Source organism: Anaerobacillus sp. 63XJN7_5_ISO-PGPR-S23-430, assembly GCF_056173695.1.
Genome location: NZ_CM149686.1, coordinates 2,945,840 through 2,967,391, shown reverse-complemented (window position 1 = coordinate 2,967,391; position 21,552 = coordinate 2,945,840). Strand labels below are relative to the sequence as shown.

Here is a 21,552-nt window from a genome sequence, read left to right as displayed (position 1 = left end):
CTTTAGATTGAAATGGCCGCTAAATGCGGCCATTTCTCTTGTAGGACGGATTAATTTGAAACACTGAAAAATATAGGAGTGCCTGAGATGAAAATACTCATTACTGGCGGGGCAGGTTTTATAGGAAGTAGCCTTGCAAAGTCGCTTTTAACAGCTGGTCACGATGTCTCAATCATTGACCATTTCTCTTCCTATTATGATATTAATCGAAAAGAAGAACATCTAGAAGAAGTGAAAAAAGCTGGTTCAATTAAAGTTCACGTTTTTGATTTATTAGATCATGAAAAAACGGATGCTCACTTCAAAGAGCATTCTTACGATAAGGTGGTTCATCTTGCTGCACTTCCAGGAGTTCAATATTCATTAACACATCCACATGACTATATTGATCAAGATATCAAAGTAGTGGTAAATGTATTAAAAGCTGCGGGTGATGCGGGAGTCCCCCATGTTTTATTTGGTTCTTCTTCATCAGTATACGGTAATCGTGAGAATGGCCCGGTGTTAGAAGATGAGGCAAATGGCAAAGTGAAGTCTCCGTATGCAGCTGCTAAAGCTGGAGCAGAATCTTTTTGCCATGCGTATCAATCGCTTTACGGCTTTAAGTTAACGGTTTTACGATTTTTTACAGTGTATGGGCCATGGGGCCGTCCCGATATGGCGATTCCTCTATTTATTAATAAGTTAATAAAGGGGGAGGAAATCATTGTTTATGATCGTGACCAGTCTAGGGACTTTACGTATATTGATGACATTGTTACAGGTATAACATTAGCATTCGAACAAAAAGGAATATCAGAGATTTATAATCTCGGTTCGGGTACGCCGATTCAGCTTAATGAACTTATTACTTCGCTTGGTGTCTATTTTCCTGATGCGAAAATACTTGATGGAACATTTCGTCCAGGGGATGTAAGGCATACTTGGAGCGGTATTAGTAAGGCTAGGGAAGAATTGGGATATACTCCGAAGGTGAAGTTTGAGGAAGGATTAAGAAGGACAATCGAATGGGCAAAAAAATATCACGCTTATTAAAGTGGTCATTTGGAATTGGCCTATTCATTTCATTTGGATTTCTTCTTTTTCAAGAGTTTAATCTGTCGAGTCTTTTAGCTCTTACCTCTGAATTGCTAAGTGAACCATGGTGGTTAATCGCTATGATAACTGGATACACATGTTCTTTTTTACTGCGTAGTTGGTGCTGGCGATTACTTGTTGATAAGAATATATCAATTAGGGTTTATTTAGCAGGGGTTTTTTATAGTCTCTTTTTTAACCATCTACTTCCTTTCAAGGGCGGAGAGGCTGTGCGTATGGGAGTGCTTGCGCAGAAACAAAAAGGGCGATGGGGAATGGCTATTCAATCCGTGCTCGTTCTCAGGTTAATTGATCTCTTCTGGTTGGGGGTTTTTTCAGTTATTGGGGCGGACCTTATTGGGATTGATATCAACCTGACTTTTTTCATAACAGCGCTTGTTATTTTTGGTGTTACCGTGAGTGGGTTGATTATCTATCTGAAAAAACATCACGCTGCTTCTTTTTTTAATAAGCAGATAACTACCATGCAGACTCTTGTAAGTTCACCACATATGGTGCTTGTTCTAACGCTATCTTGTATAAGCTGGGTAGCTGAAGGAATCGTCGTATTTAGCGTAGCGAGTCTTATTGGACATCTGTTTACATATTCAGATGCCATGTGGGTTACATCATTATCAGTCGGATCTGGTGTCTTTCAATTAGCTCCAGGTGGCTTTGCGACTTACGAAAGTGTGATGAGCTTTTCACTTAATCGGGTAGGTTTCGGATGGGAAGAAGCCCTTTCAATTGCGATTGTCACGCATGCATTTAAGTATATTTATTCTTTTGGCGCTGGATTAGTGGCGTTTTATCTTTATCCTCTTCGATTACAGGAGTTGAAGTCGTTTATGAATAAGAAAGGAGAAACATCATGAAACAAGCGTCAGGCTTTGAAAAGATAGCAGCAAGATGCTGGAATCTGTTAAATGAAGGTAAGCCATTTACACCAATCTTTGTTACAGGGACAATTTTGTTATTTTACATTTCACAATGGACTTCTATAGAGTTCTGGGGGGCTTTCTTTGTTGGACTAGGCGTCGTATTGCCTCTTTTAGTACTCTACTACGTTTATGATTACCCATTATTTTTACGAAATTATTTATGGATGCCTCTAATTGGGTACCTGCTGATTTTTGATTCATTTTCACTTCAAGTAGCCATGCTAGGTATAGGTCTCTATTTTTTCTTTACTGTCTTTTTCTGGGGAACATTCTATTACCATCTTCGAATTGGAACGAGCTGGCTTAACTTCACTCGTTTTTGGAAGTTAGTGCTTAAGAATAGTGATTCTACTAGTGGTAACGCGCAAGAACAACTTCCGAAGTTTTTATTAATTCTACCATTATGGGTGATGGTTATTGACTCTTCAGTAAAGAATGAAATGACTTTTGAATGGACGACTCTTGTTTTCTTTTATGCAGGAATTTGGTTATTTAGTTTTATTCTTCACCATTACTTATTTGACTGGAAGCCCGCAATTAAATCAGATTATACGAAAGCTGTGCCACCTACGTCGACTAATGAGCGTGTCATTATGATTGTAATCGATGGAATGCGAAAAGAACGATTCCAGGAAGCCAATACGCCTTTTCTTGATTCATTAAAGAAAAATGGGACAGAATACAGTCAAATGGAGACGGTATACCCTGCGCGTACAGTTGTTTGCTTCTCCTCGATGATGACAGGTACATATCCTCTTGAGCATGGTATTAAGTCCAATATGGTTTGGAATCTTGGCGTGAAAGTAGAGACGATCTTTGATTCGTTAAGAAAAGTTGGGAAAACAGGAAGGTTACTCGGTATTGCCCACCTTGTTGACGCTATGGGAGATGACGTAGATACTGTAACGGCAGTTATGAATAACGATGTGGCTGATACGAAAATTATGGAGGGCGCTCGTCAGATTATGTTAGATAAAAACCCTGACTTTTTCACTGTACAGCTTATTGGGACCGACCAAACTGGTCATGCGAGAGGAGTCTTGTATGATGATTACATTCAAAAAATTGAAGAAGCTGATAAATTAGTGGAAGATTACGTTGGTTTTCTTGAAGTGAATGGGTTTATGGAAAATACAACACTCATTGTTTGTGCCGATCATGGACAAGCAGATGGCATTGGGGGACATGGTCATCTAGATGAAGGAGAACGATTTGTTCCATTCTTTATGAATGGGCCATTTATCGAAAAGGGGAAAATTGTAGAAGAAAGGCATAGTCTTACTTCAGTAGCGCCAACCGTTGCTCATTTATTAGGTGCCCCTATCCCTTCACATAGTAGAGGAGCGATATTAGAAGAAGCGCTTCAGGATAGGAAGGAAGACATTATCAAATGAAACAGCATGTGATTGTTTTTTTACCCGCGCATAATGAAGAGCATGCCATTGGAGAAGTGATTAAGCAAATTCCCAGAAGTATTCATCCTTCTGTTCAGGTGAGCGTTCTCGTGATCGATGATGGCTCAACAGATCGGACAGTAGAAGTAGCTAAAAAGGCTGGAGCTAACTATATTTATTCTTTTGATAACAATCAGGGTCTTGGTGCCGCAGTTCGAAAGGGGCTTTCCTATTCAGTAGAATTAGGTGCTGACATAGGTGTGATGCTTGACGCGGATAATGAATACCCTGCCTGGCAATTAGCTGACCTTCTCGAACCTCTATTCAAAGGGGAGGCAGACTATGTGATGGGTTCTCGTTTTAAAGGTACGATTGATGGGATGCGACTTCATCGTCGTTTAGGCAATTATTGTTTTACATTTATTCAGTCCCTTCTTTTACAAAGGTGGATTTATGATGGTCAGTCTGGGATGAGAGTTTTCTCTAGACAAGCTATGGAGCATGGAGAAATCATTCATGACTACAACTATGCACAAGTCATTACATTGAACCTTGTTCGAAAAGGATTTAGAGTTAAAGAAGTTCCAATTACGTACCAGGTTCGATCTACTGGTGAATCATATATTAAGTTTAAAGCGTATTTAACATCTGTTTTACCGGCTATTTTGAAAGAAATGATGCGACCAGTTCAAAAGGTATCGATTGACTATAGTGCGCATAAAATCTTGCCTGGACACATGACAAGTATGGTGGCAGAAAAGTCACACTAATTGCAGATCTGTTATTGACTTCAATGATGATAATCATTATCATTATCAATGAGGAGGATATTTCAAATGATAAAACGTATTCTGTCATCAGCATTAATAATGACACTAATTTGTATACTAGCAGTTCCTGATCTTGCCAGTGCATACTCTTATGGTGACCCAACCGAAGAGAAAGTAGCTGAAGCATACAGTGAGATGTCTGCAAAACTTAATGAATCTCCTCCGAATTTTGCAGAAGCGAATAAAATTTTTGCTTCCGTTAAAGACGAAATTCAATTACATATGGGTGAAGATGCGGTTCAAGCTGTTCAAAAGGAGCTAGACAACGAAGACAAGGAAGCTGTTATAACGAATATGCAGCAAGTCCTGGTCTTAAATATTTCACGTCGACTTGAAAACGCTGAAACAGATTTTGAAGAATATGATACAACAAGAAAGCTAGTTGGCAAAGCAGATGCCACATATAAAACGCTCTCTCCCGTGGTAAAACAAACGAATCCCGAACTTGATGAAAAGATAAAGAATGAATTTGAGGTATTGCTTGATTCGCTTGGTAACCCTGGCCTTTTTGGAGTGGGGGAGAAAGATTCAGATGAAGAGGAATACGCTGAAAGTAAGAAAGTTATACTTGATGGACTAAAAAATCATTTTGATATGAAATCAGTTGAAATTGGTCACTTTGGAGAAAGTGCAACAGAGGATGAAAGCGCTGGTAGTGAAAAAACGGATTGGACTGATCTCGGTCAGCTATCGAATTGGGTGCCAATCATTATTCTCATCGTTGTGATTGCAGGAGTAGTAATTTACACAACAAGAAAACGGCGACGCTCCTAAAATCTTTGTTTACGGAAAGGGGAAAGTTTAATGGAAATTCAGGCATTACTGATCATGTTCAGAGAAGTACTTGAAGCGCTTCTCATAATTGGAATCATAACTACCTATATGAAACGAATGGGACAATGCCAGTATAATAAATATGTCTGGTTAGGTGCTGGGCTTGCTGTAGTTGCAAGTGTAGGCGTAGCCATGTTGTTCCAGGTTGTTTTCACCGGGTTCGCAGCGATGGGAAGCGAGATTTACCTGAAAATTTCCATTATGCTAATCTCCGCCGTATTATTAACTCAAATGGTATTTTGGATGGCTTCACATAGTCGCAATCTTAAAGGAAAGACAGAAGGGAAAATGACGGAATACATTACAACGGGTAACGTGGTAGGCATGGTCATTCATTCTTTTCTCGTTGTCCTTCGTGAAGGTGTAGAAACCGTATTTTTCTTTGCTGCAATTACTGGTGGCGATATTGGTAAAGGATTTGAAGGATGGGGAGCGATTACTGGAATCTTGATTGCTTCCGCTGTATCGTACTTTTTCTTTAAGGGCACGATGCGCATTCCGCTTAAATCGTTCTTTAAGATTACTGGAATCTTTATTGTACTTATTGCCGGTGGCTTATTTGTACAGGGAATTTCGATGATGCAGGATATTAAACTAATTGGTAGCGTAATGCCTCATGTATACGATCTTACATGGTTCTTGCCAGAACATCCGATTGACTACGCGCATTATGTTCGTGATCATGGTGTGGCACCTCTTCTCTCAGGAGACATTGGAATTTTCTTTAAAGCGTTGTTCGGTTACTCTTCAATGCCTTCCATTGAAGAAATCATCGCGTACGTTGGTTATTTTGCAGTGATTTATCTTCTTGTGAACTCAAAGAATGAACCTGTAAAATCAGAAGTGAAAGAACCGAGTAAAGCGATTTTTAAAGCGACAAACGAAATGAAGCAATCGACAGTTAAATAAATTTCCAAAGTGCAAGGCGAAATTCTTCGTCTTGTACTTTTTTTCATCGGAGGTATTTAAAAAGGATAGATTAACGTATGACCCATACCAAGAATTATAAAGGATGATTAGGATTGGATCGATCAGGTAGATACCTTATACGAGCTAGAAACATTAAAATACTCATCTGGCTGATTTCAATGAGCAGTATCTTGTTGATTATTTGGTGGAGAACCGCCTATGCAACTGAGTTACCACGTTCTTGGGATCAAGTCGATTTCTCACTAGCTTTAAATCGATTTGATTTATTTGCCATGCAACCTCACTTTCCCGGATATCCCTATTTTATTCTAGGTGGGATGTTGTTAAATAAATGGATAGGAAATCCCGTTGAGGCTTTAACGTTATGGAATGGACTATTAATGTCGCTTTCTATGTATCCAGCATATGCAGTTAGTCGCTCTTTTCTTTCAAAAACACTTAGTATGGCATCAGTAGCTCTTATTCAATCAATGGTATTTGTCAACGTGTTAACCATTCAACCGATGAGCGAGGCGGCAGCGGTGGCTATTCTATGGTGGTACTTATGGAGTTTGCAAAAAGCATTTCATCGCGAACATTCATTCACGAGCATCGTTGTCGCTTCTTTGTTGTTTAGTTTACTTTTAGGAGTTCGTTTATCTTATTTACCTTTTGGTGTCGGCCTTCTACTACTATTAATACAGAGAAAAAAGCAGCATAAGTCCATTAAATCCTACAGTTTATTTTTACTCACCCAGGTCGGTATAGCCGTCATCTTTCAATTAATTTGGGTAGGGGGTCTTGCTGCTTCTGAAGGTGGCGTAGCTGCATTTTTACAGCTAGCCTTTGGGTTCTCTGAAGGTCACTTTGAAGAGTGGGGTGGAACTGCGGTTTCAGCCTCAGCCCCACTTTTGGAACGAATATCACATCTGATATTGAATAATATAGTTTGGACAGGTCTTAGCGGTCAATCGCTAATGATTTTACTACTATATCTAACCTTTTTTACGTTCATGATCTTCCAAGGGGTGAAAAATAGTGGGAGAACATTGCGAGAAATTTCATGGTTTGGATGGGCATTTGTCGCTATGGCATTTAGCTATTTTCTATGGGCCCTTTTGGCACAAAACATTGATAAGCCAAGACATATCCTGCCTCTACCTGGGATAATAATGTTAGGATTTCTCTGGATAGGGTTAGGAAGACAGGGTAATAACTCAACGAAAATAATGCTTGGTTTAGCCGTAATGATTAGCATACAATCACTTGTTTCCTATTCAACAATGAAAGAAGCAAACGATCCAGCAGCTGTTTATCAATTGATGGATTATGTAGAGCAAATTAACGAGCCGGTCATTGTGTATACTTGGGAAGAAACTAGGGTAATGTCCTATAACAAGGTGTCATTTGAACACGAACAAATTTATACGTATTCAACCTTTCTATCTGATCTTCAATATTATGATGAGCATCGCGTATTTTTAACAGGACAGGTTCTCGATGGATTTAAGAAACAGAATATATCGATGGATGGTCAGATCAAAAAGGTCAAAGAATTCCAATCCTCCACATTGTATGATCCTGTCTATCATGACATTGTTTTATATGAGTTCTTAAGATAATAGAAAATTGAGGTAATGTGTTACAATGAGAGGGGAATATAGATACGCCTTGAAAAGGAGTAGTGAGGTGAGGCAGCATGGAACAACATCTTAAAAATAAGCTAGCAATCCTTCCTGACCAGCCCGGGTGTTATTTAATGAAAGATCGCCAGGGAACGATTATTTATGTTGGGAAGGCAAAGGTGCTAAAAAATAGAGTCAGATCTTATTTTAGTGGATCACACGATGGAAAAACGCAGCGGCTTGTAAGTGAAATACGTGATTTTGAGTATATCGTAACCTCCACAAATCTTGAAGCTCTTATTCTTGAACTTAATTTAATCAAAAAACATGATCCGAAATATAATGTGATGCTTAAAGATGATAAAAGCTATCCTTATATAAAAATAACGGCAGAAGAACAGCCCCGCTTAATTACGACACGTAAAATAAAAAAAGATAAAGGTAAGTATTTTGGTCCATATCCGAATGCTTATGCAGCTAGTGCAACAAAGAAGCTTTTGGACCGACTATATCCTTTACGTAAATGTCGTAAAATGCCTGATCGCGTCTGTCTTTATTATCATATAGGCCAGTGTTTGGCTCCATGTGTCAACGACGTCTCTAAAGAGCAAAATAAAGAGATGATTGACGGGATTACGCGTTTTCTAAACGGAGGTCACCAGGAAGTTAAAGAAGACATAGAAAGAAAGATGACCACAGCATCTGAGAATATGGATTTCGAGCGAGCAAAAGAGTTTCGTGATTTAATGTTTCATATTGATAAAGTTATGGAAGTGCAAAAGATCCAATCTAACGATGGTATTGATCGGGATATTTTTGGATATAGTTTCGACAAAGGATGGATGTGTGTTCAAGTTTTCTTTGTACGACAAGGGAAGTTAATTGAGAGAGATGTTTCACTTTTCCCTTTCTATAATGATGCTGAAGAAGATTTCTTAACTTATATCGGTCAGTTCTATCTTCAACAAAATCATCCTAAGCCAAAAGAAGTATTGCTTCCTCAGCAGGTTAATGCTCAAATGGTAGAAGAACTTCTACAAATTCCAGTTCACCAGCCAAAAAGAGGCAAGAAAAAAGAGCTTGTCGAGCTTACAATGAAAAATGCGACCATTGCCATTAATGAGAAATTTTCATTAATTGAACGCGACGAGAAAAGAACGATTGATGCTGTTGAAAACTTGGGAGAAAAGCTTAATATAGAAGCTCCGCTCAGAATTGAAGCTTTTGATAACTCGAACATTCAGGGCACGAACCCTGTATCCGCTATGGTTGTTTTTCTTGATGGAAAGCCAAAGAAAAATGAGTATCGCAAGTACAAAATCAAAACAGTGGAAGGACCAAACGATGTAGGTTCTATGAAAGAGGTTGTGAGAAGAAGATATTCAAGAATGCTTAAGGAAAATGGTCCGCTTCCTGACTTAATTATTATTGACGGCGGAATAGCTCAAATACAGGCGTCACAGGATGTGCTCGAGAATGAGCTTGGTCTGGACATACCGGTTTGCTCGCTGACGAAAGATGAGAAACATAAAACCTCTCATCTTCTTATTGGTGATCCTCCTGAAGCTGTTTATCTACCAAGAAATAGTCAGGAATTCTACCTGTTGCAAAGGATTCAAGATGAAGTACACCGATTTGCGATTACGTTTCATCGACAGCTTCGAGGAAAATCGATGCTTAAGTCAAGTCTTGATGATATTCCCGGTATCGGAGAGAAGAGAAAAAAGAAGCTGCTAAATCATTTTGGATCGATCAAAAAGATGAAAGAAGCAAGCGTTGAAGACTTACACAACGCAGGACTACCAATGAATGTTGCAGAGGAAGTAGTCGCTCGATTTGAAAGTCAATCAAATTAATTTGTAAGAACATGTTGCGGCATTCACGTAAGTTCGTTATAATGAGTGAAATTTAATAGTTCCACACTTCGAAAGTTGAAGTGATGGTAGAGGCGCAAAAACCAATAGTAAGCTTACTGAAGAGTGTTAAGACTCAGTGATAGGAGCTGAAAGGGGGATTTGCCGAAGTGGAAAGACGCTTATCCGTCTGAAGCTGGATCTGTATTGAATAAGTGCAGAGCTGTCATCCAATACCTACCCGGGAATTGGATGGAGAACTATCTCACAAAGGGACGTTTTCTTGGATTTGTTATGAAAACAACAGTGAGGTTTTTCTCATTGTTGTTTTTTTATACTTTAATAAACGCTTTACAAGTTTAAAGTATAAAAAATGAAGGCTATCGCTATTTCAATCTGGTGAGTGGCCGAGTTTTTTAATATCCATTTCGACTCTTAGTTAGTGAGTGTTTGTAACGTGCGATGATTACGCACTATGAGGGATAACGAGCTGCATGAAAGAAAGGATGGAGAGAGTGGGACTACGCGTATTGAAATTCGGAGGTACGTCTGTTGGAGATGTAGAGAAAATCAAAAATGTTTCCAAAAGGCTTATGGAAGCTGTAAATAATGGAGATGAGGTTGTTGCGGTTGTTTCAGCGATGGGCAAAACAACGGATGAGCTTTTAGGATTATCAAAAGGGATAACAGCTACACCGTCTGCAAGAGAGCTTGATATGCTTCTAACGACTGGAGAACAAGTAACAACAGCGCTTCTTTCGATGGCATTAAATGAAGAAGGGTACGATGCTATTTCATTAACTGGCTGGCAAGCAGGAATTAAAACAGAGTCGCTTCACGGCAATGCCAGAATCCTCGATATTGATGCATCACGTATGAATCAACACCTTGCTGAAGGGAAAATTGTGATAGTAGCAGGATTCCAGGGGCTAACTGATACGTCTGACATCGCGACGCTAGGGCGTGGTGGTTCCGATACAACAGCTGTGGCGATTGCAGCAGCTCTTAAAGCGGATCGTTGTGAGATATATACAGATGTGGATGGCGTGTATACGACAGATCCTCGATATGTGAAAGGTGCAAGAAAGCTTTCTACGATTTCTTATGATGAAATGCTTGAACTTGCTAACCTTGGGGCTGGTGTCTTACATCCTAGAGCGGTTGAGTTTGCAAAAAACTATAACATCTTGCTTGAGGTCCGCTCGAGCTTTACGAATGAACCTGGAACGCTAATTGAGGAGGTCGTATCAATGGAACAAAATTTGGTGGTTAGAGGTCTGGCTTTTGAAAGTAATGTAACAAAAATAACAATTTCAGGTTTGCCGAATGAGATTACAACACTTCCTTCCTTGTTCTCATCTCTTGCGGCAAATGGTATTAATGTAGATGTGATCATTCAAAGTACAGGAGAGAAAAATACAACGAGTATCTCATTCTCAATTGAAACAGCCTCTCTTGAATTAACTCTTGATGTGCTCCGTCGCATTAAAGTGAAACTTCCCTACGAACATATTTATCACGAATCAGAACTTGCTAAGGTATCCATAGTAGGATCAGGTATGATTTCTAACCCTGGTGTTGCGGCACAAATGTTTGAAGTACTTGCTGAACACGGGGTAGAAATGAAGATGGTGAGTACATCAGAAATCAAAGTGTCAACGATCGTTCCAGAAGATAAAATGATTTATGCTATTGAGTCGCTACACGATAAATTTCAACTAGATGAAAGAACCCCTGTTAAACAAATGTAATCAAAAAGGAGACCACATGTGGTCTCCTTTCTATTCAATCTGATCTTTTGGGTCCCATTTTACTGTGAATTGAATTTCATTCTTTTTATCAGTTTCATAGGCTTCAGCGATGCAACGAAGCATATTTTGATATTGTTCAGCAAGAAAACCTGCTTCTAGTTGATAACAAGCATTTCGACTAGTATTTCTTCGCTCAGTGATAAGAGCTGACTGAAGATCAAACGTTACTTCATTCTTTTTTTCTTGTGCAATTGATAATTTACCCCATCCAGCACGCTGAAAAAAATCCTCGATCTCTTCTCGAGTGGAGAGCGGGAATTGCCTAGCCATTTCTTTTCCAGTCCAATATAAAACAGCCGGCTGTTCACTACCAAGAAGTTCAGGAATAAGAACTTCTCTATAAAATTCATATCCAAAAGCAGTTGTTTCTATTTCATGACTATAATCAATCGAGTTTGTGCGCTTCTTAAACATAAATTCCTCCCAGCTTTTCTACAAAATAATTATAACGTTTTATCGACAAATCCTCCATAGCACCATAGATAGAATTTATATATATAGAAAGCGTATTCAATTGAGATATACGCAGGTGTTGCAAGGGAATTTTGAAAAATCTAAATGTACACGTTTTCTTGACGGTCCTAAATGATGGGAGTACAATGGGTATGTCACAATATAATCGACAGAAAGCGATGATTTCTGTGCATGCAAAGACTTCTTTATTAGAAAAAAATGCACTGGCAGATGGTAGCTTAACAACTTAAAAGGGGGACACACAAAACATGGCCGCAAGTCGAGACTTTGTAAGCCGAAAATTGCATTCGCTTCTAGGAGTAATTCCGCTCGGACTTTATGTTACTCAGCATCTCACTGTTAACTATTTTGCAACAAGAGGGCCCGAGGCGTTTAATGACGCAGCTCATTTTATGGAGAGCCTTCCTTACAGGTATTTGCTTGAAATTTTCGTCATTTTCTTACCGCTCTTATTCCATGCGATTTACGGTGTTTATATCGCATTTCAATCCAAAAACAACGTAAGTCGATATGGCTATTTACGTAACTGGATGTTTTATTTGCAGCGGATTTCTGGCGTTATCGTATTAATATTTGTAACTTGGCACGTCTGGCAAACGAGAATACAAGCTGCGATGGGAGCAGAAGTAAACTTCCAAATGATGGCTGATATCTTGTCTAATCCAGGAATGATGATCTTTTACATCGTTGGTGTACTTGGTACTGTCTTCCACTTCGCAAATGGCTTATGGTCTTTCTTTGTAAGCTGGGGCTTCACAGTAACACCAAAATCACAGCGTACGATGACATACGTAACAATGGTCATTTTCGTTGCACTTTCAGTTATTGGCATGCGCGCATTATTTGCATTCGTTTAAGAAAGTGAACTGTCTTCACCACGTCTGATACATAACTTTCAGACAGAGCCAGCATTTAAGGGGGAACTGTTCTTATGAGTAAAGGTAAATTAGTGATAGTTGGAGGCGGCCTTGCAGGTTTGATGGCTACCATCAAAGCTGCGGAAGCTGGAATGCAAGTAGATCTTCTTTCCATCGTTCCGGTAAAACGTTCTCACTCTGTATGTGCGCAGGGGGGAATTAACGGGGCTGTTAATACAAAAGGAGAAGGAGATTCTCCTTGGGAGCACTTTGATGATACAGTTTATGGAGGAGATTTCCTTGCAAATCAACCTCCAGTAAAAGCAATGTGTGATGCAGCGCCTGGTATCATTCACTTAATGGATCGTATGGGCGTAATGTTTAACAGAACACCAGAAGGTCTACTAGATTTTAGACGCTTTGGTGGAACACAACATCATCGCACTGCTTTTGCCGGTGCAACAACCGGGCAACAGCTTCTATATGCGCTTGATGAGCAAGTTCGTCGCCATGAAGTAGCAGGCCTCGTTACAAAATATGAAGGATGGGAATTTCTCTCCGCTATTTTAGATGATGAAGGTGTATGCCGAGGAGTTGTTGGTGAAAACTTAACAACTTCTGAAATAAGAAGTTTTGAAGCAGATGCGGTTATTATGGCGACTGGTGGACCTGGTATTATCTTCGGTAAGAGTACAAACTCTGTTATTAATACAGGTTCTGCTGCTGGTGCGCTTTATCAGCAAGGGGCTATTTATTCTAATGGGGAATTTATTCAAATTCATCCAACAGCAATCCCTGGTGATGACAAGCTTCGTCTTATGAGTGAATCTGCACGTGGCGAAGGTGGCCGCGTTTGGACGTATAAAGACGGTAAACCATGGTATTTCCTTGAGGAAAAATACCCAGCATATGGAAACCTTGTACCGCGTGATATTGCTACGAGAGAAATTTTTGATGTGTGTGTTAGTCAAAAGCTTGGTATTAATGGAGAGAACATGGTTTACCTTGACCTCTCACATAAAGATTCAAAAGAGCTTGATGTTAAGCTTGGCGGTATTATTGAAATTTATGAGAAATTCATGGGTGACGATCCTCGTAAAGTCCCTATGAAAATTTTCCCTGCTGTACACTATTCAATGGGTGGTTTATGGGTTGATTTTAACCAGCAGACTAATATTCCTGGGCTATTTGCTGCTGGTGAATGTGATTATTCTCAACACGGTGGCAATCGTCTTGGAGCAAACTCGCTATTATCTTCTATTTATGGTGGCATGGTTGCTGGTCCAAATGCGGTTGACTATATTAATGGATTAGAAGCAACGGTTGAGGATCTCTCTTCTTCATTATTTGAAAAGCATCAACAAGAAGAGCAGGCAAAGCAGGACGAAATCATGAAGATGAATGGAACAGAGAATGCTTATCAAATTCATAAAGAGCTTGGCGAATGGATGACAGCTAACGTAACGGTTGTAAGAAACAACGACAAGTTAAAGGAAACAGATGAGAAAATTCAAGAGTTGATGGAGCGTTACGAGAACATCAATATTAATGATACATCCAAGTGGAGTAATCAGGGGGCTTCATTTACTCGACAATTATCTAACATGCTTCAGTTGGCACGGGTAATTACAATCGGGGCCTTAAACCGTAACGAAAGTCGCGGTGCTCACTACAAGCCTGAATTCCCTGAGCGTAATGATGAAGAATTTCTTAAAACAACAATGGCTAAATACGATGCAGTCAACAACAAACCAGAATTCTACTATGAAGAAGTAGATACATCATTAATTCCACCTCGTAAACGCGATTATTCTAAGAAGAAAGCGGGGGATAAATGATGAGTGAGAATAAAACTGTCACACTTAAGATAAAAAGGCAGGATGGACCTGAATCTAATTCATATGAAGAAACGTTTACGATTCCATATCGTCAAAATATGAACGTTATTTCTGCTTTAATGGAAATTCGTCGTAATCCAGTTAATGCAAACGGTGAGAAAACTACACCTGTTATTTGGGAAATGGGTTGTCTAGAAGAAGTATGCGGAGCTTGTTCGATGGTCATTAATGGAAAACCACGTCAATCTTGTACTGCTTTACTAGATCAACTTGAGCAACCAATTCGCTTAGAGCCAATGACCACATTCCCGGTTGTGCGAGATCTTGCTGTAGATCGAAGCAGAATGTTTGATGCACTTAAGAAAGTGAAAGCATGGATTCCGATCGATGGTACCTATGATCTTGGACCTGGTCCGAGAATGCCTGAGAATAAGCGACAGTGGGCATATGAACTATCAAAATGTATGACATGTGGTGTTTGTCTTGAAGCGTGTCCGAATGTAAATAGTCGCTCGGAGTTTATTGGACCAGCTGCTATTTCACAGGTTCGATTATTCAACTCACATCCAACAGGTGAGATGAACAAAGAGGAGCGTCTGGAAGGCTTAATGGGAGAGGGTGGACTTGGGAACTGTGGTAACTCACAGAACTGTGTGCAATCTTGTCCGAAAGGAATTCCACTAACAACTTCTATTGCTGCAATGAATAGAGCAACGTCACTTCAAACGTTCAAAAACTTTTTTGGAAGTGATCACTAGGAAAAGATCCCCTACAAGGGGGTCTTTTTTTAGTTTCAGATAATTCTTAAGCTATGTTAGCTTATACCGTGGGTTCTCGATTTTTTCTGCGAAGCGATTGATCATGACAGAACTTAATTGATTCTAAGATCTACAGCTTCTTTAAAAGAGCCAAGTCTTAAGAAAAGAATAAAATCTTATTACGATATTTCTCAGGAAATGATGAAGAAGAACGAAGGTTGTCATAATAAATTCTCTAAACTGTTTTTATGCAATGTGTGAATTAATGTAACACGTAAGATAGAAATTCATATATTGTAAGGACTATATAATTTCAATCGAAGTTGCTTTGTTGCCCTATCGAGGAGGGTGGAATGTTGAAAGGGAACCACTACCGACCAAAGCCACTATTAACCAAAAGAGAAAGAGAAGTTTTCGAATTGCTTGTTCAAGACAAAACGACAAGAGAAATAGCAGAAGAATTGTTTATTAGCGAAAAAACAGTTCGGAACCATATTTCGAACACGATGCAAAAGCTGGGGGTAAAGGGGCGTTCTCAGGCTGTTGTTGAATTGCTTCGACTGGGAGAATTAGAAATATAACTGTGCCGGCTCAAAAAGCCGGTTTTTTCTTATGTGAAACGTCAAGTTAGCTAATACTGTTAATTCTAGATTATTTCTTAATTCGAGTTAAATGTCACTCTGTGAAAAAGAAAGAATGAGATAGATAGGAACTTTAACTTCATGATAAAGAGTAAGGAAAAGAAAATCCTAGAGATCGGTCAATGAAGTGAGTAGGATAAAATAAAAAAGAATGAATAGTATGTTAAAATAACAAAAAGGTATGTACCGAGATGGTTTCAAGCGAAGAAGAGACTCTTATACAAACAAGCGTAGCTTTTTAGTAGATTTTCTTTTTGTTTGATAATAACATAATAAAATAGCGGCATATGAAATGAATGGAAGATAGAAAAATATCTTCGGGTTGTTATAAATGAAGCAATAGATTATGATATCAACTATATTACATGAGTAAGGGGCAACCTAATGGAACGTTTTCTCATTGACGTTCGATCTGTTATTTACTATCATTAGTACGTTCATAATCACAAATGAAACCGGTTTAATGAGGGGAAATTGAACATGAATGGTGAATTTGAAATAAAGAAAATTCTAAATAATAATGTCGTAATTGCCGTTTCGGAGAATAATAATGAAGTCGTTTTAACTGGAAAAGGGATTGGCTTCAATCAGAAACAAGGCGAAAGACTCGATGAATCCAAAGTAGACAAGTATTTTGTTCTTATAGATAAGCATGAGCAGGAACAATATAAGTTATTAGTTCCACATGTACCAGAATCTTTTATCGGCATGATGAATGATACGATTTCGCTGATCGGAGATAAGCTGGATGCGGAGTTAGACGAGCATATCCACGTTTCCTTAACGGATCACCTTTCCTTTGCGATTAAACGCCTTCGTCAAGGATTGGATGTAAAGAATCCTTTTCTAGTCGAAACGCAAACAATGTATCCAAAAGAGTATACAATTGCTGAAGAAGTGATACAGTTAATTAATCATAAGCTTGATGTGGCTCTTCCTGATGGAGAGATTGGGTTTGTTGCGTTACACATTCACAGTGCTATTACAAATAGAAGCGTAGGTAAGCTTAACAAATATTCGGCTTTAATTAGTCAACTCGTTAAAGTCATTGAAGAATCTCTTCGAATTGAAATTAGTCGGACAGGAATTGATTATTTGCGTCTTGTACGTCATCTGAGACATGCGATTGAACGTAGTGAGTTAAATCAACCCGTGGAAGCGCATGAACGATTAGAAAAAGTGTTGAAAGAAGAATATCCAGTGTGCTATAATCTGTCATGGAAGTTGATTAAAATTATGCAGAAGGAACTTCGTACGAATTTTCCTGATGCAGAAGCGGTCTACTTAACGATGCACTTGCAAAGGCTTTCTCCTAAATAATTTCATACTTAACGGTAACGTGTTACTGATACGATCAGGCATGAGTGAAGCCGGAATGACAAAAACTGATTGGGGTATAGTATATCCTGATTGAGTTGTCATACCGTCCACTCATGCCTTTTTTATATTCAAATTTTTGGGGGGAAAAATAAAAGGAGGAAAACACATGTTTAAACAGGCTTTCGGGGTTTTACAGCGCGTTGGTAAAGCGCTAATGCTTCCAGTTGCAATTTTACCTGCTGCTGGACTATTGCTAGGTTTTGGTAATGCATTTCAAAATCCAACTTTACTTGAAAAACTACCGTTCTTGTCAGCTGAATGGTTCCAGCTTCTTGCTACTGTCATGGAGGAGTCTGGTGGGATAGTATTTGCTAACCTTGCACTACTATTTGCGGTTGGGGTAGCAATTGGTTTATCTGATGGAGACGGCGTTGCGGGTATTGCTGCAATTGTAGGTTTCCTTGTTATGAATATTACAATGGGTGTACTTGAAGGCGTATCAGCTGATCAAGTTGCTGAAAGCGCATCATATGCTAATGTGCTGGGTATACCTACATTACAAACAGGGGTTTTCGGAGGAATTATAGTCGGTATTCTTGCCTCCTATATGTATAAACGGTATTATAATATTCAACTTCCTCAATATCTTGGTTTCTTTGCTGGGAAACGATTTGTTCCAATCGCTACGGCGGTTTCAGCTTTGATTCTTGGTGTAATTATGATTTTCGTTTGGCCACCTGTACAATCTGGCCTAAATGCTTTTTCACACAACATGCTTGATGCTAATCCAGCACTTGCTGCATTTGTATTCGGTGTTATTGAACGTTCGTTAATTCCATTCGGACTGCACCATATTTTCTACTCACCATTCTGGTTTGAGTTTGGACAATATACAAATGCTGCAGGTGAAATCATTCGAGGAGATCAAAAGATTTTCTTCGAACAGTTGAAAGATGGTGCTGAGTTAACTGCTGGTACATTCATGACTGGTAAATTCCCGTTTATGATGTTTGGTCTTCCTGCAGCAGCGCTTGCTATGTATCATGAAGCTAGACCAGAAAAGAAAGCGGTTGTAGCAGGAATCATGGGCTCTGCTGCACTTACTTCTTTCTTAACAGGGATAACTGAGCCGCTTGAATTTTCTTTCTTATTCGTAGCTCCAGTCCTTTTTGGAATTCATGCGATTTTTGCAGGTCTTTCTTTTATGACAATGGCTTTACTTGATGTTAAAATTGGTATGACTTTCTCTGGTGGTGTCATTGATTTCCTTCTATTCGGAGTACTTCAAGGTAGAACTGCCTGGTGGCTTGTTATTCCAGTAGGGTTAGTATTCGCATTAATCTATTACTTCGGCTTCCGTTTTGCGATTCGTAAGTTTAACTTAATGACTCCTGGACGAGAAGAAGATGAAGAGGATGAAATTGCTGACGATGGTCAAGACAATACAGCGCTTGCTTACAATGTGCTTCAAGCTCTTGGCGGTGAAAGCAATATTACAAGTCTTGATGCTTGTATTACACGACTTCGTGTTTCTGTTTCAGATAAAGGCGAAGTGGATAAGAAGCGTTTGAAACGTCTTGGTGCATCAGGTGTTATGGAAGTAGGAAATAACATTCAGGCTATTTTTGGAACTCAGTCCGATGGTTTGAAAGGACAGATCAGAGATATCATGAGTGGAAAGACACCAAAGCCACTTCAAGATGAGAAAAAAGAAGAAAAGAGTGAGCAAGCTTCTGGAGTGAAGGGTTCTGATCATCTTATTTCTCCTCTAGAGGGTAAGATTATGCCAATCACGGAAGTGCCTGATCAGGTCTTTTCTGGTAAGATGATGGGAGACGGTTTTGCGATTGAACCAACTGATGGCTTGATTGTCGCACCGGTTGATGGCAAAATAATGAATGTGTTCCCAACGAAGCATGCAATTGGTATTGAGTCTGTTAATGGACGTGAGATTCTAATTCACGTTGGAATTGATACGGTTAACCTCAAAGGTGAAGGTTTTGAAGTATTCATTAGCGAAGGCGATGAGATTAAGCAAGGACAGAAGCTTATGAAGGTTGATCTCTCATTTATTAAAGAGAATGCAACATCAACTATTACACCTATTGTATTTACTAACCTTGAAGAGGGAGAAACAATTGATCTTTCGAAAGAAGGAACTGTTTCTCGGGAAGACAAAGATATTATTACAATATCAAAATAAAAAATATAACATTTGAAAGAGGGAATTGAAAATGGCAGAGAAAAATTTCACAGTAACAAGCGAATCAGGAATCCACGCACGCCCAGCGACAGCACTAGTAAACAAAGCAGGTCAATACAGCTCTGACGTAACGCTTGATTACAACGGGAAGTCTGTAAACTTGAAATCCATCATGGGTGTTATGAGCCTTGGTATCCAACAAAATTCTGAAATCACTATCAAAGCAGAAGGATCAGATGCTGACGATGCGATTGCAGGACTAACTGAAGTTATGGAAAATGAAGGTCTAGGCAAGTAATGTCTAACCAACTGACTGGAATTGGCGCTTCTGCGGGAATTGCTATTGCTAAAGCGTTCGTACTTGAAAATCCGGCACTTGAAATTGAACAAAAATCAATTACTGATGCTGGTGCTGAAATTGAACGTTTTGAAGCGGCCGTTCATCGTGCTAAAGAAGAACTAGAAGTCATTAAGAATCACGCCAATGAACAGCTCGGAGAAGATAAAGCAGCGATTTTTGCTGCTCATCTTCTCGTTTTATCTGATCCAGAGTTGTTGAATGCAGTGAAAGATAAAGTTAATAATGAAAAAGTAAATGCTGAAAGTGCAATGAGTGAAGTTTCGAATATGTTTATTAGCATGTTTGAGAACATGGATAATGAGTACATGAAAGAACGTGCTGCTGATATTCGAGACGTATCTAAACGTGTACTGGCTCATTTACTTGGCGTTACGTTTACATCTCCAGGTGCAATCACCGATGAAGTTATTGTTCTAGCTGAAGATCTCACTCCTTCTGACACTGCTCAATTAAATAAGCAGTTTGTTAAAGGGTTTGCGACGGATATTGGTGGTAGAACATCTCACTCTGCTATCATGGCTCGTTCAATGGAAATTCCAGCTGTCGTTGGAACGAAAACTATTACTTCTGAAGATGTGGAAGGTAAATTAGTTATCATTGATGGTATCGATGGTAATGTGATTGTTGATCCTTCTGAAGAAGAAATTGCGGAATATACAAAGAAAAAGGAACACTTTGAAGCTAAAAAACAAGAGTGGGCGAAGCTTGTAAATGAGCCAACAACAACGAAAGATGAGAAACATGTTGAGCTTGCAGCAAACATCGGTACTCCTGAAGACGTAAAAGGTGTCCTTGAAAACGGTGGAGAAGGCGTCGGCCTATACCGTACTGAATTTCTATATATGGGCCGTAACGAATTGCCTTCAGAAGAAGAGCAGTTCAAGGCTTACAAAGAAGTTCTTGAAAAAATTGATGGTAAGCCTGTCGTAATCCGTACACTTGATATCGGTGGAGATAAAGAGCTACCTTACTTAAATCTTCCGAAAGAAATGAATCCGTTCCTTGGGTTCCGTGCGATTCGCCTTTGCCTTGAAGAGACGGAAATTTTCCGTACTCAACTGCGTGCACTTCTTCGCGCTAGCGTATTCGGTAACTTAAAAGTAATGTTTCCTATGATTGCAACTGTCGGTGAATTCCGTCAGGCTAAAGAGATGCTTCTTTCTGTTAAAGAGGAGCTAATCGGGGAAGGTATTCAGGTATCAGAAGATATTGAAATTGGTATGATGGTTGAAATTCCAGCAACGGCGGCAATGGCTGACGTTTTTGCTAAAGAAGTTGATTTCTTTAGTGTTGGAACTAACGATCTTATTCAATATACGATGGCTGCTGATCGTATGAATCAAAAGGTATCTTACCTTTACCAACCATATAATCCTGCAATTCTTAGACTTGTTAAAATGGTCATTGATGCAGCTCATAAAGAAGGCAAGTGGGCTGGTATGTGTGGTGAAATGGCGGGAGATCAGATTGCGATCCCAATCCTTCTTGGTCTTGGACTCGATGAATTCAGCATGAGTGCTACTTCGATTTTGCCTGCTAGAAGTCAAATGACGAAGCTATCTAAAGAAGAGATTTCTTCTCATATCGATCACATTCTTTCACTTGCAACAAATGAAGAAGTGGTTGCCTATGTACAAGAACATTTCGCAACGGAAGAGCTATAGGAAACTATAGCTCTTCTTTTTTTATTTACATATGTTCATGATTCGTTTTTGGGCAATGATGAATTCGGTAAGTTTTTTACGCTACTTCTTATACATGGGCATATGAATAAGAAGTTAGAAGGAGTCATCTCTTGCAATTCATATCGGTTACAATCAAAATAG

At 39.2% G+C, this 21,552-nt stretch carries 18 protein-coding genes and 1 riboswitch; of the genes, 17 read left to right on the top strand and 1 reads right to left on the bottom strand.

What is annotated here, in order from left to right; genetic code table 11:
• Positions 1-87: 87 nt before the first annotated feature.
• From AC0VYJ_RS15645 to AC0VYJ_RS15605, 9 genes are all read left to right on the top strand, one after another.
• Entirely contained in the window at positions 88-1,035 is a 948-nt protein-coding gene (locus tag AC0VYJ_RS15645; protein ID WP_475365579.1) for an NAD-dependent epimerase/dehydratase family protein, read from the top strand.
• A complete protein-coding gene (locus AC0VYJ_RS15640; protein WP_475365578.1) occupies positions 1,008-1,952 on the top strand; it encodes a lysylphosphatidylglycerol synthase transmembrane domain-containing protein in 945 nt (314 codons plus the stop codon). Before AC0VYJ_RS15645 ends, AC0VYJ_RS15640 begins: the two co-directional genes overlap by 28 nt.
• A complete protein-coding gene (locus tag AC0VYJ_RS15635; RefSeq protein ID WP_430243957.1) occupies positions 1,949-3,412 on the top strand; it encodes an alkaline phosphatase family protein in 1,464 nt (487 codons plus the stop codon). The genes AC0VYJ_RS15640 and AC0VYJ_RS15635 overlap by 4 nt, the downstream gene beginning before the upstream one ends.
• A complete protein-coding gene (locus AC0VYJ_RS15630; protein WP_430243959.1) occupies positions 3,409-4,182 on the top strand; it encodes a glycosyltransferase family 2 protein in 774 nt (257 codons plus the stop codon). The genes AC0VYJ_RS15635 and AC0VYJ_RS15630 overlap by 4 nt, the downstream gene beginning before the upstream one ends.
• 66 nt (positions 4,183-4,248) lie before the next feature.
• On the top strand, positions 4,249-5,016 hold the full coding sequence (locus AC0VYJ_RS15625; RefSeq protein WP_475365577.1) for a hypothetical protein: 768 nt from the start codon (positions 4,249-4,251) through the stop codon (positions 5,014-5,016).
• A gap of 30 nt (positions 5,017-5,046) precedes the next feature.
• Positions 5,047-5,985, top strand: coding sequence for an FTR1 family iron permease (locus AC0VYJ_RS15620; RefSeq protein ID WP_404681417.1), 939 nt, complete (start codon positions 5,047-5,049; stop codon positions 5,983-5,985).
• Between the two features lie 113 nt (positions 5,986-6,098).
• Complete coding sequence (locus AC0VYJ_RS15615; RefSeq protein WP_475365576.1) at positions 6,099-7,607, top strand: hypothetical protein; 1,509 nt, start codon at positions 6,099-6,101, stop codon at positions 7,605-7,607.
• Between the two features lie 77 nt (positions 7,608-7,684).
• Positions 7,685-9,466, top strand: a complete 1,782-nt coding sequence (uvrC, locus tag AC0VYJ_RS15610) for an excinuclease ABC subunit UvrC (protein ID WP_475365575.1) — start codon at positions 7,685-7,687, stop codon at positions 9,464-9,466.
• A gap of 79 nt (positions 9,467-9,545) precedes the next feature.
• Positions 9,546-9,734, top strand: a riboswitch (Lysine riboswitch).
• Between the two features lie 244 nt (positions 9,735-9,978).
• A complete protein-coding gene (locus tag AC0VYJ_RS15605) occupies positions 9,979-11,214 on the top strand; it encodes an aspartate kinase (protein WP_194219358.1) in 1,236 nt (411 codons plus the stop codon).
• A gap of 30 nt (positions 11,215-11,244) precedes the next feature.
• Here AC0VYJ_RS15605 and AC0VYJ_RS15600 read toward each other — a convergent pair whose 3' ends face one another.
• Positions 11,245-11,688: a YslB family protein gene (locus AC0VYJ_RS15600; RefSeq protein ID WP_475365574.1), complete on the bottom strand. Its 444-nt coding sequence runs from the start codon at positions 11,686-11,688 to the stop codon at positions 11,245-11,247.
• A gap of 308 nt (positions 11,689-11,996) precedes the next feature.
• Here AC0VYJ_RS15600 and AC0VYJ_RS15595 point away from each other — a divergent pair, with 308 nt between their 5' ends.
• From AC0VYJ_RS15595 to ptsP, 8 genes are all read left to right on the top strand, one after another.
• On the top strand, positions 11,997-12,605 hold the full coding sequence (locus AC0VYJ_RS15595; protein WP_475365573.1) for a succinate dehydrogenase cytochrome b558 subunit: 609 nt from the start codon (positions 11,997-11,999) through the stop codon (positions 12,603-12,605).
• Between the two features lie 74 nt (positions 12,606-12,679).
• A complete protein-coding gene (sdhA, locus tag AC0VYJ_RS15590; RefSeq protein ID WP_475365572.1) occupies positions 12,680-14,443 on the top strand; it encodes a succinate dehydrogenase flavoprotein subunit in 1,764 nt (587 codons plus the stop codon).
• Complete coding sequence (gene sdhB, locus AC0VYJ_RS15585; RefSeq protein WP_194219362.1) at positions 14,443-15,201, top strand: succinate dehydrogenase iron-sulfur subunit; 759 nt, start codon at positions 14,443-14,445, stop codon at positions 15,199-15,201. The genes sdhA and sdhB overlap by 1 nt, the downstream gene beginning before the upstream one ends.
• 353 nt (positions 15,202-15,554) lie before the next feature.
• Positions 15,555-15,782, top strand: coding sequence for a helix-turn-helix domain-containing protein (locus tag AC0VYJ_RS15580; RefSeq protein WP_369810531.1), 228 nt, complete (start codon positions 15,555-15,557; stop codon positions 15,780-15,782).
• A 540-nt stretch (positions 15,783-16,322) separates the two neighbouring features.
• Positions 16,323-17,162, top strand: coding sequence for a glucose PTS transporter transcription antiterminator GlcT (gene glcT / locus AC0VYJ_RS15575; protein ID WP_194219363.1), 840 nt, complete (start codon positions 16,323-16,325; stop codon positions 17,160-17,162).
• A 166-nt stretch (positions 17,163-17,328) separates the two neighbouring features.
• Positions 17,329-19,365 (top strand): glucose-specific PTS transporter subunit IIBC, encoded by a 2,037-nt coding sequence (gene ptsG / locus AC0VYJ_RS15570; protein WP_475365571.1) that lies wholly within the window; start codon positions 17,329-17,331, stop codon positions 19,363-19,365.
• A gap of 31 nt (positions 19,366-19,396) precedes the next feature.
• Entirely contained in the window at positions 19,397-19,663 is a 267-nt protein-coding gene (locus AC0VYJ_RS15565; protein WP_136947743.1) for a phosphocarrier protein HPr, read from the top strand.
• A complete protein-coding gene (gene ptsP / locus AC0VYJ_RS15560; RefSeq protein WP_475365570.1) occupies positions 19,663-21,390 on the top strand; it encodes a phosphoenolpyruvate--protein phosphotransferase in 1,728 nt (575 codons plus the stop codon). Before AC0VYJ_RS15565 ends, ptsP begins: the two co-directional genes overlap by 1 nt.
• Positions 21,391-21,552: the final 162 nt, after the last annotated feature.